Annotated in this window: 12 protein-coding genes; 8 read left to right on the forward strand and 4 right to left on the reverse strand. The window is 35.4% G+C overall.

The genetic code is table 11. The features are described 5' to 3' along the window. Positions 1-62 precede the first annotated feature (62 nt). The 3 genes from ACMT7R_RS02430 (at position 63) to ACMT7R_RS02440 (ending at position 4,654) form a co-directional block, all read left to right on the forward strand. Entirely contained in the window at positions 63-2,240 is a 2,178-nt protein-coding gene (locus tag ACMT7R_RS02430) for a CDC48 family AAA ATPase (protein ID WP_415309844.1), read from the forward strand. 172 nt (positions 2,241-2,412) lie between these two features. After that, on the forward strand, positions 2,413-3,504 hold the full coding sequence (locus ACMT7R_RS02435) for a hypothetical protein (protein WP_415310547.1): 1,092 nt from the start codon (positions 2,413-2,415) through the stop codon (positions 3,502-3,504). Between the two features lie 97 nt (positions 3,505-3,601). Beyond that, on the forward strand, positions 3,602-4,654 hold the full coding sequence (locus tag ACMT7R_RS02440) for a tyrosine--tRNA ligase (protein WP_415309845.1): 1,053 nt from the start codon (positions 3,602-3,604) through the stop codon (positions 4,652-4,654). Between the two features lie 105 nt (positions 4,655-4,759). Here the strand turns inward: ACMT7R_RS02440 and ACMT7R_RS02445 are convergent, their stop codons facing one another. Beyond that, entirely contained in the window at positions 4,760-5,500 is a 741-nt protein-coding gene (locus ACMT7R_RS02445) for a class I SAM-dependent methyltransferase (RefSeq protein ID WP_415310549.1), read from the reverse strand. 177 nt (positions 5,501-5,677) lie between these two features. Here ACMT7R_RS02445 and ACMT7R_RS02450 point away from each other — a divergent pair, with 177 nt between their 5' ends. From ACMT7R_RS02450 to ACMT7R_RS02465, 4 genes are all read left to right on the forward strand, one after another. Beyond that, positions 5,678-6,361, forward strand: coding sequence for a hypothetical protein (locus ACMT7R_RS02450; protein ID WP_415309846.1), 684 nt, complete (start codon positions 5,678-5,680; stop codon positions 6,359-6,361). An 83-nt stretch (positions 6,362-6,444) separates the two neighbouring features. Then, positions 6,445-8,457 (forward strand): AMP-binding protein, encoded by a 2,013-nt coding sequence (locus ACMT7R_RS02455; RefSeq protein WP_415309847.1) that lies wholly within the window; start codon positions 6,445-6,447, stop codon positions 8,455-8,457. Between the two features lie 58 nt (positions 8,458-8,515). After that, complete coding sequence (locus ACMT7R_RS02460) at positions 8,516-9,379, forward strand: DNA double-strand break repair nuclease NurA (protein ID WP_415309848.1); 864 nt, start codon at positions 8,516-8,518, stop codon at positions 9,377-9,379. 78 nt (positions 9,380-9,457) lie between these two features. Then, on the forward strand, positions 9,458-9,862 hold the full coding sequence (locus tag ACMT7R_RS02465) for a hypothetical protein (RefSeq protein WP_415309849.1): 405 nt from the start codon (positions 9,458-9,460) through the stop codon (positions 9,860-9,862). A 927-nt stretch (positions 9,863-10,789) separates the two neighbouring features. Here ACMT7R_RS02465 and ACMT7R_RS02470 read toward each other — a convergent pair. The 3 genes from ACMT7R_RS02470 to ACMT7R_RS02480 form a co-directional block, all read right to left on the reverse strand. After that, the gene (locus tag ACMT7R_RS02470) at positions 10,790-11,929 is read right to left on the reverse strand and encodes a hypothetical protein (protein ID WP_415309850.1); all 1,140 of its coding nucleotides are present in this window, start codon (positions 11,927-11,929) and stop codon (positions 10,790-10,792) included. A gap of 365 nt (positions 11,930-12,294) precedes the next feature. Beyond that, on the reverse strand, positions 12,295-15,012 hold the full coding sequence (locus ACMT7R_RS02475; RefSeq protein WP_415309851.1) for a glycoside hydrolase family 38 C-terminal domain-containing protein: 2,718 nt from the start codon (positions 15,010-15,012) through the stop codon (positions 12,295-12,297). A gap of 862 nt (positions 15,013-15,874) precedes the next feature. After that, the gene (locus ACMT7R_RS02480; RefSeq protein WP_415309852.1) at positions 15,875-16,183 is read right to left on the reverse strand and encodes a hypothetical protein; all 309 of its coding nucleotides are present in this window, start codon (positions 16,181-16,183) and stop codon (positions 15,875-15,877) included. Positions 16,184-17,327: 1,144 nt separating this feature from the next. On the opposite strand from ACMT7R_RS02480, the gene ACMT7R_RS02485 reads away from it, so the two are divergent. Continuing rightward, complete coding sequence (locus ACMT7R_RS02485) at positions 17,328-17,897, forward strand: hypothetical protein (RefSeq protein WP_415309853.1); 570 nt, start codon at positions 17,328-17,330, stop codon at positions 17,895-17,897. The last annotated feature ends 305 nt before the right edge of the window (positions 17,898-18,202 follow it).

Here is an 18,202-nt window from a genome sequence, read left to right on the forward strand (position 1 = left end):
AATTAAGCACCCTATTTACAAAAGTGTATAAGTAGTATGTTAGTAAATATTAGATAGTAATCATGTCTCAAAGTAATACTCTTTCTTTAAAGGTGCTTGAAGCATATACCCGAGACGTAGGCCGTGGTGTTGCTAGAATTGATTATGATTCTATGGATGCTTTGAGCGCATCTACAGGTGATGTCGTGGAAATAAGGGGTAAACGTAAGACTGTTGCAAAGTGTTTACCTCTGTATCCTTCAGATGAAGGTAAGGGTATCATACGAGTTGATGGTCTTGTCAGAAACAATGCGGGAGTGGCTATTGGTGACACTGTAATTGTTAGAAAGATAAAGGCAGTTCCTGCAGAAAAGGTGATTGTAGCACCATTAGAAGCTATTCCACCAATCGATGAACGATACCTTGCAGATGCACTTGAAAGCGTACCTCTTATAAAAGGTGATAATGTGATGGTGCCTTACTTTGGCGGTAGATTAACATTTCAAGTAATAGGGGTAACTCCAGGTCCTGGTGTTGACGCTGTTTTAGTCACACAAAAAACTGTATTTCATATTGCTGAACGTGGAGAAACACTCCGTGGAGTACCACAAGTAACATACGAAGATATTGGAGGCTTAAAGGAGGAAATTCAGAAAGTCAGAGAAATGATAGAGCTTCCTCTTAGGCATCCTGAAATATTTGAAAAGTTGGGTATAGAAGCACCCAAAGGAGTATTGTTGTATGGTCCTCCAGGTACTGGTAAAACATTACTAGCAAAGGCTGTTGCGAATGAAAGCAACGCGCACTTCATTAGTATTTCAGGTCCAGAAATTATGAGTAAATTCTATGGTGAATCAGAAGCAAGATTGCGTGAGATATTTAAAGAAACCAAAGAAAAAGCCCCATCAATTATATTTATAGACGAAATAGACTCTATTACTCCAAAACGTGAGGAAGTAACTGGAGAAGTTGAAAGAAGAGTTGTATCTCAATTACTATCGTTGATGGATGGATTAGAAGCAAGAGGCAAAGTCATTGTTATAGCAGCTACAAACAGACCCAACGCTATTGACCCAGCACTCAGAAGACCCGGAAGATTTGACAGGGAAATTGAAATCAAAGTTCCAGATAAACGAGGTAGATTAGAAATATTGCAAATCCATACCCGAAATATGCCATTAGATTCTGATGTCAATCAAGAAAAGATTGCATCTGTAAGCCATGGATTTGTTGGTGCAGATTTAGAATATTTATGTAAAGAGGCTGCAATGAAATGTCTGCGTAGGTTATTACCAGAGCTTAATCTTGAAGATGAGAAAATTCCACCGGAGACGCTTGAAAAGTTAATAATATCTATGGCAGATTTTGAAAACGCAATAAAGGAAGTCATGCCATCGGCCATGAGAGAGGTATACCTAGAGTCCCCAGACGTTGAATGGGCTGACATTGGTGGATTAGATGAAGTCAAACGCGAACTACAAGAGGCAGTAGAATGGCCACTAAGATATCCTGACCTTTATACAAAGTTGGGACATTCAGTACCCAAAGGAATTTTGATGCATGGTCCATCTGGGACTGGAAAAACAATGCTTGCTAAAGCAGTCGCAACAGAATCAGAAGCCAACTTTATCAGTGTCAAAGGACCAGAATTGTTATCAAAGTGGATAGGGGAGTCGGAAAGAGGAATCCGAGAAATCTTTAGACGTGCGAGACAGGCAGCACCCTGTGTTGTTTTCTTTGATGAGATCGATTCTATTGCACCTATCCGGGGAATGGAAGGTGTAAATGCCGGAACTGAACGTATGGTTTCTCAATTGCTAACAGAGATGGATGGAATCCAAGAACTGAATGGCGTAGTCATTATTGCTGCTACTAACAGACTGGATATGATCGATAGTGCTTTGTTAAGACCAGGCAGATTTGATAAGATTGTATTTGTTCCAAAACCCGATATCGCTACAAGATTGAAGATCTTGGAAATATATGCAAAAGAAAAACCGTTAACAAGTGACGTTAATTTGCAAAGAATTGCCGAACTTACAGATGGATTTAGCGGTGCCGATATGTCTGCCGTAGCCAATACTGCAATATCTCTAGTACTGCATGAATATCTTCAAAAATATAGCAGTCCAGAAGATGCTGCAAAACATGCTTCAGAAGCACATGTGACTATGAAGCATTTTGAGGATGCTGTAAAGAAGATAAAAACTCAGAGAGATATGAAACCTGGTGAGAAGGTTACGCTTTCTCAGTACAGGTAACATTATTTTTTATCTGTTTTTTACAATCCTAAATCATTTAGTAAAAATTAAATTTAATAGAAATACAATTTTTGTTAGAATTGTATACTGGTTCGGTAGTAGAGAGTAAAAAAAAGAAAGTATTGCGATAATCGACCTAGGTTACAATTCGGTTAAAATTTCTGCTTACGATATATACAAGAATGGGCATTATAAGAAGAATTTTCAGCGGCAAGAATATGTCCAAATTGGATTAGATTTAAGTAAAAATAATGGCCTCATTTCAAAACAAAATATAGAACGTACTGCAAGTGCCTTGCTATCTTTTAGAAAGGGCTTGAAAGAACAAGATGTTGACTATGTTATTCCAATTGCAACTAGCGCAGTTAGAGATGCAATAAATCAAAAAGAAGTCATTTACGATCTAAAAGATCAATCCGGGCTTTATTTTAACGTACTAACTGGACCTGAGGAAGGATTTTTCTCGTATTTAGGCGCTCAATCTTACATGCATATTCCAAATGGTTTGTTTTTTGATTTAGGTGGGGGTAGTATGGAAGTTATGCATATTCAGGATTATAAAATAGTAAAAACTGTATGCGCAGAATTGGGTGTTTTGAGACTGTCTGAAAAATTCATAGAATTTGATCAATATAAAAATAGTGATAAATTTATCTCAAGACTCGATTATGGAAAACTCGAAAAAACTATCTCCAAGAATATGCCGCTTCGAACACAATTTAAACTTGATAAATCACATGAATTGAAGCTTGTGGCCATTGGCGGTACGGCCAGGTCAATTTACAAGTTCATTTCTAAAGTTTTTGTTTTGAATTTGCCTTTTTCTCATCATCATGTTTTTCTTGAGAAAAGAATGATAGATCTAACTAATAGTATTTTTAGTGCGCTATCTTTGCATGAGATGTCTAATCTTCGGTTTGTTGATCCGCAAAGATCAAAAACCATTACGGCAGGGAGCTTTGTTTTAAAAATATTGATGGAGAAACTCAATTTTGACACCATGTTTATTTGCCCAACTGGGATTAGGGAAGGAGTACTGGAACATTATCTCTATTTCAGAATGGATAAAAAATACCGAAAGAGAAAAAAATTTATCGAAATAAATTGTGAACCAATAATCGTAATTAATAACAATGCTAACAAGAAGTATCCGAAACACTCATCTTCTTCTAGTTCTCCTGCTACCGCCTCTGCCAATTCCAATTCATATGCATTCCCACGAAGGCTCGAAAGTTTCAAAGTAAACAAGTTACTTGCGGAATAATAATGCCTTAAGCCTAATCAATCCTACAGTCAAGCTCTCTTTTTCGCTCGTGTGAACGGATTATAATTTATAATATTCTCCTCGCTACATCATACCAATGGATGTTGAAGGGAAGGTCAATCTTATACAGAGGCCTCCAACTGAGGAGATAATTGCTAGAGATGAATTAGTTTCATTGTTTAAAAGTAACACATCTCCCAAACACTACATAGGGCTTGAAATCTCTGGTAGATTGCATCTAGGCAGCCTAGTATTAACAGGATTTAAGTTAAATGATTTTATTTCTGCAGGTGTCAAAACGAATGTTTTTTTGGCAGATTGGCACACCTATATCAACAATAAACTAAATAATGATTGGGAATTAATCTCAAAAGTTTCAGGATATTATGAAAAGGCATTCAAATTTTTTTGTCCCGGTGTAAACATTTTACAAGGGTCGCTACTCTATGAAGAAACAGATGATTATTGGAAGAATTTTATACTCTTCTCAAAACAAATCACCATGTCTAGAGCCCTTCGTTCTTTGACAATTATGGGACGTACCGAAAAAGATGCCCTAGATTTCTCTCAACTGTTGTATCCGTCTATGCAATCAGTCGATATCAAGGCAATGGACCTCGATATTGTACACGCTGGAACGGACCAGAGAAAAATTCATATGTTGGTAAGAGAGGTTTTTCCGAAACTCAATTGGAAGGTTCCTGTTTCAGTCCATCATCATTTATTGCCTGGGTTATCTGAACCTAATACTCTAAATTCTGATCCTAATGGAACGAATTCGGACGAATCAAAAATATTCAGCAAGATGAGCAAAAGCAATCCTTCTAGCAGTATATTGATTAATGACAGCGAAGCTGACATTACCTCAAAGATAAAAAAAGCTTACTGTCCGGCAAAAGTTTCTCAAAACAATCCAATACTCGAAATAGTGAATTATATAATATTTCATGAGTATGACGAGTTCATAATTGAACGACCACAAAAATTTGGTGGAAACATCGCATATTGCTCTTTTGAAGAACTCAAATCAGCATTTGAACAAGGCAGCATTCATCCAATGGATCTCAAACTGGCTACAAGTGTATATCTAAATAAAATTATTTCGCCGATAAGAAATTATTTGGGACAAGATGAGCATGAAATTTTTTGATAATGCTTTCTTACTCTCCTTAATATGTAAAGTGCAGGTCCATTTAAAGTAAAATGTATAGGTTATCTGGGAGGATTGAGATTGTGATAATAGTAAACCTATAGTTTACTTTATTGCATGAATATTCAATCTAACATATTCAATTCTATGCTGTTCTCCACCACTTTTTTCATTTAGTAAATCCGTGTTATGTCTCTTAATTTGTTTCATAAACAGATCAATGAATAAATCCCTTGTTAGATTGTTATCATTGGATGGTAGATATGATAGATACGGTTTCATAACAACAGTTTTCATAAAAAGCCTGTAATCCTCAAAGCTCCGAAATAATGCAGTTTTTCTTGTTAAATCTGTATGGATTTTCCTATATCCAATACTCTTGAGGATCGAATAAGTTTCTGTTGATGAAGGAAAATTCCATGGATGTTTCCAATTCCTAAAATACTGTCCAAATTCTTTTTTCATTCTTATCGATTCTAAAATACCATGTGTTTTGCCCAAGTTGCCCTTTCCACCACATTGAATCAGTATTTTTCCTCTGGGTTTGAGAATATCCCAAAACTTTTTAAATAGTTGATTATGATTGGGTATCCAATGAATCACTGCATTTGAAAAAACAACATCAACAGGTTCTGGAAGTTCAACATTGAGCAAGTCAGAATTCAAAAAGAATACATTTTTTAGATGGTTGTATTTTTCCCTAGCGGTTTTTATCATGTTTTCATCTACATCGACCGCAAAAATTCTTCCTTTGTTCAAAGTTTTCGCAATAATGTTTGTTACTCTTCCACTTCCACACCCTGCATCTAAAACAACCTCATCTCCTGTCCACTCGTACTTTGAGATTCAGCTCCTTTGCCCAAGTTTCTTGGATGTGAGATATTTTATGGTAAGTTTTCGCATCCCACTTTTCCATTCCTTAATTCTCTGTTTCTATTGGGGTTAAATCTTTTGAAGGCGAATACATTTTCGCAATATCTTTCTAAAGCATTTTATAGGCACAAATGTGTTATTCTACTATTTATGAATACACGGATCGTTTATGCAGTAGGAATAGGAATCATAATAATCGGTATAGTCTTTTATTTTCTATTCAATTCCGGGTTCATAGCTCAAAATCCTAATTCAAATGATCCCACAGCATCCTCTCTGAATTCAAGTCAAGGAAATCTAGTTGGATCTAATCAGAATCAGGCCGAATTTGAAGCAAATGGACAATTATTATCCCAACAGCCTAATTACCAAAATCTATCCTTGTCGATCAATTCGGTCAAAGTTATACCTGTAAATGATGAACTTAGATTGGAAGTTGCATTCAATGCGTATAATCCAAACAAGGGTACAGCTATTCTCGAAACAATCAGCTATAATGTTTATCTAGATGATCTTCGATTAAGTTCTGGAGATGTAGGATCTCGTACAGAAGGATTTGTCGATTCGCTCGAATCAGTTTTTACAATAATCGGAAATCAAACAATTGTTCTCCGAGATAAAGAGCCTTTGACAGAAGAAGCCCAAACACTGTTTGATCCTCAGGGAAATTTGATTGAAGCCTCATCTTCTAATGGTTCTGATTCAGGTACAGTTGCTAAAATCAATGAGGTATTTGATGTTAATGGAACTTATTTTTACACCCTCAATCGTGGTAGTGATGCTCAGGTTGGAGAACATTCTTTTAGTTTTCAGTATCCTACTACTACCCCATAATTTTCTTAGTTTGTCATTGACGATTCATTAATTTCTAAAACAAATTAATATAGTCGACCTGAACCCATTTATTTCATACCTAGATGAAAAAAAATTTTCAGGTACCATTTTTTTCAATTAATAATCTTACCTCCTCCACCAATTTGACAAGTAACAATTTAGTCAAGTTTATGAAGAAAAACAATATTGATACATTACAAGATTTACTAACTCAGTCAACGGAACAGTTTGAATGGTATTGGGACAAGGTACGCGAAGATCTCGACATAAGATGGAAACAACCCTACTCTAAAGTAATTGATGTTCAAAGGGGGGCACCCTGGGTTGAATGGTTTCTCGGCGGAAAATGCAACATAATTGATAATATTATTCAAAAAAACATCGAAAAACATCCGGATAAAACGGCCTTTATCTTTGTAGATCGAAATGGAATAAAGGAAAAACTCACTTTTAGGGATTTGGAATTTAGAATTCGCGTTTTTAAGTTGGCTCTTAAAAGTATAGGGGTAAAGAGAGGAGATGTTATCGGAATTTATCTCCCAATGAGAAGTGAGTCCTTCATATCTATTTATTCTATTTCATCACTAGGTGCCATCCATGTACCTATTTTTTCCGGATTCGGGAAATTAGCACTCGAACAAAGATTGATTGATTCTAATTCCAAATTTTTGATCACAAGTGAAACAATGCAGAGAAGAGGTAAAACTATTACTCTAAAGGATCATTGGAAGGATGTCTTTAGAAATACAAACGTTCAGAAGGTCGTCCTGGTTGATACTGCTGCTGCTGTTGCTGCTGCTGCTGTAAATGATAGATTCAGATATCAAAATAAACAAGACAATATTTTTTCTTATAATCATATTTATGATACCTCATTGAATAATCTTGACAAGTATTCGAATTTTGATTCAGAAATCATGGATTCCAGTGAGCCATTGTTTTATCTTTATACTTCTGGTACTACTGGTAAACCCAAGGGGACTATTCAAACCCATGGTGGATTTACTATATTTTCTGCACAACAGGCAGCATACCTGATCGACCTTAAAAGCATTGATACTATGTTTTGGTACGCTGATATAGGATGGATAACTGGTCAAACTTGGGTTGTATACGGATCCCCGATAATAGGAGCTTGCACCGTAGTATTTGAAGATACCTTAGATTATCCAACGAAAGATTTTTGGGCAAAGCAGATTGAAAAACTAAAAGTGACCATTTTTGGTGCAGCACCGACTGCTATAAGGCAATTTATGCAAAATAACATTCAAGGATCAAAATACGATTTTAGTTCTCTCCGGTTGCTGGCCTCTACTGGAGAAAGACTAAATCAGGAGGCTTGGTATTGGTTTTTTAAAAATGTTGGAAACAATAGGTGTCCAATTATTAATTTGTCCGGAGGTACAGAAATCGGAGGTGCAATACTTAGCATGTTACCATTATTAAGAAATGCACCTTCATCAGTAGGTATACCTGTCCCTGGTTTTGACGTCGATATTTATGATGAAGATGGTAAATCTATCAACACAGGATACCTAGTTATTAAAAAACCATGGCCTGCCATGACCAAGGGCCTATTAAATGATGATGAAAGATATATTACAACATACTGGTCGAGATTTTCCAATGTATGGTATCATGGTGATAAGGTAATGGTTGATGAACATAATATGTGGTATATACTAGGAAGGGTAGACGATGTGATCAAAATTTCGGGACATAGGATTGACCCCAGCGAGATCGAAGAAATATTGACTAGCCACCCAAGCGTAATTGAATCAGCTGCTGTTAGTATACCAGATGAGGTGACAGGAGAAGCTGTTCACATTTTCTGTATTTTAAGGGATACAACCATGACAGATCAGCAGGTTTTTGCTATGAAAGAGAACCTGAACAGATTATTGACTGAAAAAATTGGAAAATTTCTTCTTCCAAAGGATATTGGTTTTGTTAAAGAACTCCCAAAAAATAGATCTGGCAAGATTCTACGACGACTTATACGCCAAAAATTGGTAAATAACGATATCGCTTGCGATGATCTACTGCTAGTGGAAAATCCAGAATCCCTAGATGGTATTCATTCCAAGATTGATTAAGAAATTCACCTCCTAAAGGCGTAATTGATATATAAAAATAACACACACAAAAACAATAATGCTGCCTGATCTATTTTTGGATGCTATCAGAAACAAGCAAACTAAAATTTCATCCTTGCACGGGGATGGGTTTAGAGATCTCCTAGAAATCGCTTCAAATAATTGGACAAATTTTAGGCCGATAGGAAACTCCGCATTTACTATTGGAGTTGACAGCAGTTGGAATAAAAAGTCCTTTCAAGGTATTGATTTTTTTGTAATTGATTGTATTGCGATTGGACCGCATAATGATATTTCAAGATCAAAGTCAAAATGGGATTACGGCGTAGGAAATATCGGTGGTGATTCTCTTAGTTTGCGAGCGATGCAGATGGAAATTGATGTTGCCAAGTTGATACTAGACCAAAAGCCTGATGTAATCTGTTTTGATGGATCAATCATATCTAATTTATTCCATAATAAGAATAACTCTTACTTACAGAGTGTTCGAAGCTTATTTGATGATGTCGGTGAAACGACAATAGTTTTTATTTCCAAAAATTCTACTTCAACGAACCAATTTAAAAAATTTGGCTCAAAAGCCGCTGACATCTACTACTACAGTAAATTAGGGTTTGAACCTGGATATAGCCACGCAAAATTTAACACTCATATTTCAACAACATTAAAAGTTCTAGAAATATATGCAAGACTTTCCTCCTATGTTCCTTTAATTAAGATTGAGATTGTAAATGGCTCAATTTCAGAAAGTGAAATTCGGAGCCTGTTGAACAAATTGTATTTCCATAGTATAAAGGGTTATCCCTATTGTCTTAAACTTGCACATCAAACTTGTAAGATAACGAACAATGATGTAACTCGATTAGCAAACTTATATGGCTTTAAGAATGAGTTCGGGTCTAGAGACTCTTTAAATGAATGAATTGAAATTAAATATTATTACTTATTTTGGTTGGCAATATAGAACACTTATTTGCATGTGCACTTCTATTCCTATAATATGGGACGTTGGGATGATAATGATAGATCAAATGAATATGGGGGTTCCGGTGTTGATTCTGGAAAAAAAAGAAATTGGCTCAAACTTATACGTAGAGTGATATTTATTGGATTTGCTATTGTAGGAATTGTAATTTTGTATGTGTATTTTTCAACTTCTGGTTTAAATGTTGAAATTATCCAACGAGGAGGTCCTGTTGAAACCATAAGCGTTAAATTAAGTAACAATAATTTCTTTGGTATTAGTAACGTAACAGTGCAGTTTGACAATGAACAGGTTCAAAACTTGGGAAATATGGGACCATTTGCATCCATATTTGTAACTCCTGAGAGTGGAAGCTCAAACTTTAAACAAGTAGTTGTAGAGGCCAACAATGGTGACATAGAATTGGTGAAGAACAGATGATCTGAATCTTTTTATTTTTTCTATCTATTTTGGTGTCGATACTTCCTATAGCCGCTGATAATACTTATTTACAAATTCGTCTTACTTCGCTACTATAATTTTTTCCTTTATTTCGTTTGTTCGATAAACATAAAGAAAAAAGGGGTATAAGAAGAACTTTGGCGACTTAAGCTCATATTAGACAATAATTACTTGATTCGCGGGTGAATTGTGTGTCAACTACATGTTGCGCTGGACTTGCGTCAAAATTTGTTTGTGTGGTCGAATAGATACATGAAGCCGAATGTATCTGAAAATGGACACTACAATACAAGGTCAAGCATCTAACACATTGACAACTTGACTGGTTTCTGCAATCTGGAAAATTACACACTGAGCCAAAATTAAATTGATTGGTCCAGTCATGGTTTGCAATTTCCATCTGTTTACACTACTATAATAAAGTCTGAAGTTATATAAAAAATAAATCAAATTGGTTTATGATCAGAATCCTTGTGGAAAATATTATAAAGAAATCTCATCAAATCCTTCCAAACTATATTGATTTTATTAAGTTTTCCTAAATACCTTTTTTGAAAATATTGAATCTATTATTAAACGCAATAAGGCATTTAAGAATAACGGAATAGCGAAAAGCAATTAAAAAAACCGAATACAACCCCTGTAAAATTAGTTATAGACGAAATACGTAATTTTAAATATGTGTTCATCATGTAATAAGATATGAAATTATTATATACATGCGAAAATTACGGAGAAAGGACTTGTGACTGTGGGTATTGTTGCCAGGATGGTTAGAACCGACCGGCTCCATAACCCATTTTAATCATTCAATAGTGTATTCCTTCAAAAGTCAATTTACAAACAATCGTTACTTAATAATAATTTTTTTACAAAAAAGTTGGTTGGTCTTGGAATTAATTAGACCTAACTACATGTGGGTAAAATTTCCATACTCGGGCCTGGACTATCCGAACATGGAGTTAGCGAATTTACAGTTCCAATTATTGGTTGTCCTGCAAAATGGTGGTCCGTTTCATCATGATCAACGTTGATAGTGATTGTCCTTCCTCCGCCACCTATATTTATAGAGGACTCAACCTCATCCCATGTTACAAGTCCATTGGAAGCTACATCCATTTCACCATCTATGGTTACAATGTTGTCGGCAGGCAATTCTATGTCTGAACTTGATTCCAAGTTCAGGAAATCATGCGTATGACCTGTTGTTCCATTAAACCAGGCCATGTTTGTAATAAAGTTTATAACTTCGCCGTCTTCGACAATTAAAGTCCAGTCTCCTGTTGCATTCCATGGGCTAGCCGGTGTTACTATGTACGAATGTATTGTACCGGTCGCTTTAAAACTATCTATATCTCCATGTTGAGGTATCTGAAACTGTTGCTGTATTGGTTGAACGGGCTGATCCTGGACTGGCTGCTGTTGCTGCTGATCCAGTGTTTGTACTGGGGGATTCTCGCCAATTATACCTGCTTGAGGTTGAGTGTTCTCATTTTGAATAGGAGCTTGGTTATCTAAAGATTGAACAGGCTGATCCTGGACTGGCTGCTGTTGCTGCTGATCCAGTGTTTGTACTGGGGGATTCTCGCCAATTATACCTGCTTGAGGTTGAGTTTGAATCGTACTACCTACATCTGATGCCGTGTTAGAAATGTCGTTTTGAACAGGTGCCTGGTTGTTTGGGGGCTGATTCGAATCGCTGCCAATGTTATTTGTGCTTAAACCTGTATTATTTTCTGAAGTCGCTACTATCTTTCCTTTAATATTGGTCCAAATTGGATCATAGTAGTCAAATACACCGGCTGTGTCAAAAGTTACATTAAATGATTCATTTGGACCAAAGAAATCTCCATAGAAAATATTCGTAGGACCTTTATCAGAGGTTCCAGAAACTATTTGGTGGTAAACAGAATCCTTGTTTAGCCATATTACTGTAGCTCCCGTAGGGACTGTCATGTTAGCAGGATTTATAGGATTTTGACTATCCCCATCCGAAGCGCCGGGGTTGATAGTTATTGTAAAGGGATCTAACTGAGCGACAGCCACCGATTGGGTGTAACTTATCGAGCAAATTAAAAGAAAAACTGCGACCAATGATATGATTTTCATTTTTGTTCAAGTGGTAGATAATGAGACAAATATATATCTGTGATCCCAATAATAAAAAAAAATTTTATTTCTTAAAAACCTTCATCAAAATGATCTAAGTTGTTTCCAATCTAAAATCCAGAAAAGCCAAAAATGCATGATTATCCATGTTCTGTGAAAGTGACTGAGAGTAGAAATAGTTGGCTCTAAATTATTTAGAGGCAAATATCAGATCGTTTATTCATGAGGTGGATACCTTACAATAGTGGACAATGACCAATTGCGTTGAAATACCGAAAGTGTTGCAGACTAATCTTGTGATCTTATTTCAAGTCAAACACTACTCGGATCGTGATAATCTTGAAAGGATGTATGATAAAATCGAGTGTATTGTTGTTAGGTCCACCAATTGAAATCTTTTCCTTGGTATCTATATTGTCTTCCTCCATCAAGTTCAAGAAGGAAGCAGATTTAATAGGAAAATGGAAGCGTATATTTGAATTAACTGTTTTCCCCTCTGATTCATATATTCTCAAGATAACAACATCAATGTCCTTGTCTTGATTTTCTTGATGAGGAAGTTTGAGTGTACTTAATAACACATTTTTTGGAGAAATAGACATGAATGAAATACCGCTTGATTTCTCAAGATCTTTTATCGAGTTGCTCAAACCAGATTTTTTTAGTTGCTTTCCATTATTGACACGATGGATGGCAATGGGTTTCATGTTAAACACTGTCCCCTCCCGGTAACTTGAGGCATCACGCCAGTCTCCTGTATGTGGCACAAGTGAATATTTGAATGTGTATGGTCTTTTTTCTGCGGCGTCGGGTGTTGCAATGCACGGTCCTTTTGTTCCATCGGCAGAAAGGGTTTCTACTCCCCTCAGCAAAGTGAGATAAATGCTATTATCTCTAATTTCATGTGATGGAATTCCAAAGTGAGTTAAAGTAACTCCTATGTTTTGATCCTTGTTTGAAAAATCAATCCATTCAAAGGCTGGAAACGTCCCACTTGGCGGTTCTTTCCATTTTTTTGTAACATCAGGATCCTTGTTCAAATAAAATAGATTGGTTGGTCGCTGAATTGCACCAAATTGAGTTCCAGTCCAATAGGTATACCCTTTAAATGGAACATCAAACTTTACTCTTATTCTGACATGTGGATGAGTATTTTCCACATATGTTGTGCAATCAATTCTAGATAGCCCTTTGTAAATCGAAATTTCTTTTCTTATTGTCAAGAAACTATGTTGGTATATTATTGTCGGCAATTTTTCATTAAGCCGATAAGGCCATCTTATGGCGTAGTACTTGTTCTGAAATACTATTTTGGTTCTGATCTTGCCGTTTAAGACCGTATATTTTTCCTTTTTGAATACCCCAAATGGTATTCCCTCGCCACTTTCTGACTTAATTATCCCGGTTTCATCCTTATGATAGTATAAATCGCCCAATTCTTCCTCTATCCTTATTTCGTTACCTATGAAGTATAATCTGTCAGCTTTCATTAGAGTAAAAATGCCTGTTTCAGCATCAATTTCTAAATTGAAATCATCAAAATTAAATCTAGTTTCGTACGACCTTGGGTATGCCAAAAGAGGAGATTGTTCCATCGCGTTGTTTCTCCCTTTTTCCTTCTTTCTATAAACTATTTCATAAACCGAATATCCTAATGGAGGTAACTTTGCAACAAATCCTAATTGAACTCTTTTTATTCCGCGATCTTTTTCGTGAAGTTCAAGATCTAAAATTTCAACATCGATTATCTCATTGCTCGTTACTGCACGTAATTCCATTATTTCAAAAGCCTCGTCAATCTGAAAGTCTACTGTTACCTCTACCCATTCCTTGACTTCCCAAGATACGGAATTAAAGACCAACACAGAATGTTTTATATTATTTTGTTCAAGGGTTGCATTCGCAACTTCATATAAACATTCAGACAGCGATTTTTTTAATGTGTTTTCTATTTTCTCAAACGCCGACCTCATTTCATCATATACTGCGTCTATCCCAGTACCAGGCAAAGAATCATGCATCGCAAAGAAAAGTGCCTGCTTCCAGTATTTCTTAAGGTCGTCATTGAAATCATGATTTTTTGATACTAATTTTAATATTGTGTTCCATCTCTCTAGTAAAAGCAAACTAGTCTCATATTCTTTAAATCCTTGTTTTATCCATGATCTGGTTGATGTACTATCTGGAAAAACAAACGAAGCTTTTCCAGAATACATTTCTCCCTTTTTTGTGGACATGCAGATATTTTTCTCCTGAATTTCGCGTTCAAGAGCCATAAAAAATTCTGATGGGGTAGATATTTTCATAAATGGATTTTCTGTTGTGCTTTTGGCAGATTCATTGTAATTATTGATAGTATCACATAATTCTGGTTGAGGAGGTGTCGATCCGCTTCCTGAAGGCATCAATACATGTCTAGTGGATGATTGTCTCCTAAGTTGCTCAAAGGTTTCATGCAACAGCGACAGATCTAATCCTGCTCGGTATCCTAGGGGCATCCAATGAGATAGAATTGAAGTGCCATCGATTCCTTTCCAATAAAATTCAGAGATTAAAGGTTCTGAAACGCCTCTTCTGAAAGCAAAATACTTGTATCCGCTTTCTTTGAGGATTTGAGGCCACTGAGCGTTATATCCGAATTCATCAGCTCCCCAGGAAACAACAATGTCTTTGCCAAATTTTTCCTTTACATAATTTTTGCCCTCAAGAATCTCTCTAATTAATACCTCCCCTGATGGAAGCATTACATCGGACATTAGGTATTCTCCCCCTGCTATTTCGATCCGTCCCTCTTGGACGAATCGTTTTATATCGGCAAATAATTCTGGATAACTAATTTCTATATTTTCCAATAGATATGTTTGTTCTATAATAAACTTGAAATCATTGTCTCTTTTTAAAATCTCAATTGCTTTTTTTATAATGAAATTACAATTAATATCAAAATTCTCTTCTTTGCTAAATATCCAAATAGCATCATAATGACTATGAGGAACAACATGTACAATCGGTTTGTCCAATTCTATGTTTTGTTACGTTGAGATATGTAAGTTTTGCCCATCCAAAATCAACATCAAACTGATAAAATTGGAGAAATATTTAATAATATTTATGATTATTTACTAAAACTACAATATTGATGTAACTATTATAACATTCCATTTCTTTATTATAATGGGCTTGTTAGTTTTGATGTATATTGGCTAAATTATAAAAAGAGAATAAATAGTTATTGCCAAAGTAGGACAAACCCTGCTGATGTACATTCTAAATGTAGAAAATTTGTGTATCCGACTCTGGTAACTTTAAATTGATGCAAGTGAGGTTATGTTTGAAACGGGTTATCGCGATACTAGATAACTCAATATCTGGTTAAACACATAGGTGAATATTCTAGTATTCAGGCTTTTCGTAGTTGTTTTGTACGCGCAATTAATCTTGACCAAGAAAAAAGAGAAAGCAAGTATCTGGCAGTAAACGAAATATTATTATAATAATTTGCCTTTGCATCGGCATTTGCATGAATAATATGGCTGAATAAATAGAAATTAGATGTAGTGACCAGGTCATGCCATCATAGGTCACCACATCACCTTTCTACGAAAATCTTATCCGCAACAGCCTTCTTTTTAAATAAACTTGCCATTCAAATATTTATGCCATACTATTTTATTGAGCAGAAAAATAGTACAAAATAGATTTGCGAAAATATCATATTATTATACATGAGGATATTTAGAATTTGACTCGGCTTGGCATTGTCAATTTGGATAAACTGTCACACAAAACATAACGGTCTGAATTATTCAAATATCAATCTTTTTAGCATAAAAAAAATTCATGATTACCGTTAAGGTTGCTAAAAAAAGCAACTCGTGAGTTTCAGGTGTTTGTATTCTCAGTAAATTCAATAGGATAATAACCTGAAGCGGGATAACCTTCTAATCCCCTAATCTCGATATACGTGTTGAGGGCTCCTACAACTTTATTGTCCGTACACACATGATCCACCGCATAAAAAGCTCGCTCATGACAGTATTCATTAAAATAGATCATCGATTCATCACAATGCTTCAGAGAATATCCGGGTTCAAAATAATTGGTTTGGATTGATTTATAACAATAGGTTATTATCTTGTAGCCTTGTTCAGATGCAGGTTCATCTGAGACTATTTCTGGACTGGCATACAAAGCAGAATTAAAGGACTTGCAGAGTACAACGAGCTCATCAGAGCAAAAACAAAAATAATGAACATTCTCCCTTTTTGAAATACTAGTCTATTCAAGTGAACAGCTTTTCTGTCTAACATGACAAACCTGCTATAAATTGTATTATTTAAATTCTGTGTATATTTATTAGTTATTGGGAAATTAGACCTGTATTGATATTTCAGATAAGTAACGCTCTACCTACGACACTATGCAACATATATGAATGGATCAGCACATCTGATAATCAATTTCAAACTGAAAAATTATGCAAGAGAGGGGAATGTTATGGATGGAGCCCTTAATGGAGACACTATACAAAGCGGCTGACAAACACAACTAATTAGTAAGTAAACTGATTTCTAACTGTAATTATATGTCTATAAAATGAATTATTATCTGCACAGTTATAAAGTGAGAGTAAATCGATACTTTGATTGATAATCACAATCCTTATCAAACAGCAGGTAGAATTAGAGAAATTTAGTTGGAAAATAACAAAAACTAGTAAACTACCGACAAACTGATTTTCTCAAGATGCCTTCAACATGAAATTTTATCACGATATAATTGCTACGGCTTTTCTATTAACGATTTACAAACTACTATTGACAAGAAAAGTAATCAAAATGCTTTGAAGAATTATTTCAGTATCATCAGATAGTTTAATCTTTCGGAACTATTTTAGAAAATTATTTTAATTAATGTTCTATTTACTTAATTTACGAAAAAATTGTTAAAGTCAAGAAATAATATGTTTATCATTCCACTATTGTTGTTACTCTCCTTGATATATTTGACAATCACTCCAAATGAATTCAGTAGACCGATTAAAACCAACCATGTCTTAGCGCAAGGTATCTCCTCAGATTTGATCCGAATTACGATTACCTCTACATTTACAGATAGTCCGGGTAGTTTTCTTGTTATTGGCTAGGTAAATAACATATCGACTAACTCACAAACAGACATTGTTATTACAGCAATTTTATCTGATAATACCAATAATGCAATTTTTGGTAATTACTCGGCATTTTCTTCAATAGAAACTCTTAGGCCATCAGAGCTTTCCCCATTAGATATTGTAATACAAGATCCTCAACAAATATTAGGCAAGTTTAACTTTATGGAATTTTTAACTGCATCCCAACCTGCCATGACAGAAAAACCTTCTACTCTGGCAATAAAAGGTAGCAGTTCATTTGTGGATAATGTTGGAAATCCGCATATCGTAGGCAGCATAATTAATCAAGGGCAGTCCCCAGAAAAATTCTTAAATTTAGTTGCGACCTTTTATGATAATTCTAGGCTGGGAGTTGTCGGTACCCAGAGTTTTGGACTCAAAGTGGGTAGTTTGGCTAATAATCAGGCGGCACCTTTTGCCATTACGATTACAGACAATAAAACAAAGTCCCAGGCTGCATTTTATTCTTTAAATGTGGATTCTGCACAAAGTTCTATGAGTCCTACTTTGAATCCAAAGGGTACTTTTGGTGTCCACAATACAGATACTGGGCAATTCATTAGCGGTGGTGAATTCATAAATCCCTTTTTGAGTATCGATCAGGATACAAATCAAAACATTCAACCGAGTAATAACAATGATAACGACAATGACAACGACAATAACGATAACGATAATGATAATGATAATCAGCGTGGTGAACAAAGAAGAGATGATGATGGTAATCCTTGATTTGATGACGATAACTGCAGTGAAGAGGCAGGATCTTCAGGTGGAGACTTATCCGAATGCGAAGAGGCTGAAAGAGAAGAACAAAATGAACACGAGGACGAGGATACATTAGATGATAGTAATGACAGCAATAATGCGGGAGACGATCAGGAAAATAATAACAATGAAGCCGATGGAAATGGGGAAGATAACAACGATGAATACAATTGACAAATAAAAATTTCAACGTGTTTTCAATTTTCAGTAGATGGATTTGGTACTTTGAATATCGTGAGCATAATATGCTAAATAACTTCTGGTTTCTT

The sequence above is a fragment of the Candidatus Nitrosocosmicus sp. FF01 genome, from assembly GCF_047711275.1.
Lineage (GTDB): Archaea > Thermoproteota > Nitrososphaeria > Nitrososphaerales > Nitrososphaeraceae > Nitrosocosmicus.

Coding starts and splice junctions, on each gene's coding strand:
- ACMT7R_RS02430 (WP_415309844.1), top strand. CDS start 63: ATGTCTCAAAGTAATACTCTTTCTTTAAAGGTGCTTGAAGCATATACC.
- ACMT7R_RS02440 (WP_415309845.1), top strand. CDS start 3,602: ATGGATGTTGAAGGGAAGGTCAATCTTATACAGAGGCCTCCAACTGAG.
- ACMT7R_RS02450 (WP_415309846.1), top strand. CDS start 5,678: ATGAATACACGGATCGTTTATGCAGTAGGAATAGGAATCATAATAATC.
- ACMT7R_RS02455 (WP_415309847.1), top strand. CDS start 6,445: ATGAAAAAAAATTTTCAGGTACCATTTTTTTCAATTAATAATCTTACC.
- ACMT7R_RS02460 (WP_415309848.1), top strand. CDS start 8,516: ATGCTGCCTGATCTATTTTTGGATGCTATCAGAAACAAGCAAACTAAA.
- ACMT7R_RS02465 (WP_415309849.1), top strand. CDS start 9,458: ATGGGACGTTGGGATGATAATGATAGATCAAATGAATATGGGGGTTCC.
- ACMT7R_RS02485 (WP_415309853.1), top strand. CDS start 17,328: ATGGAATTTTTAACTGCATCCCAACCTGCCATGACAGAAAAACCTTCT.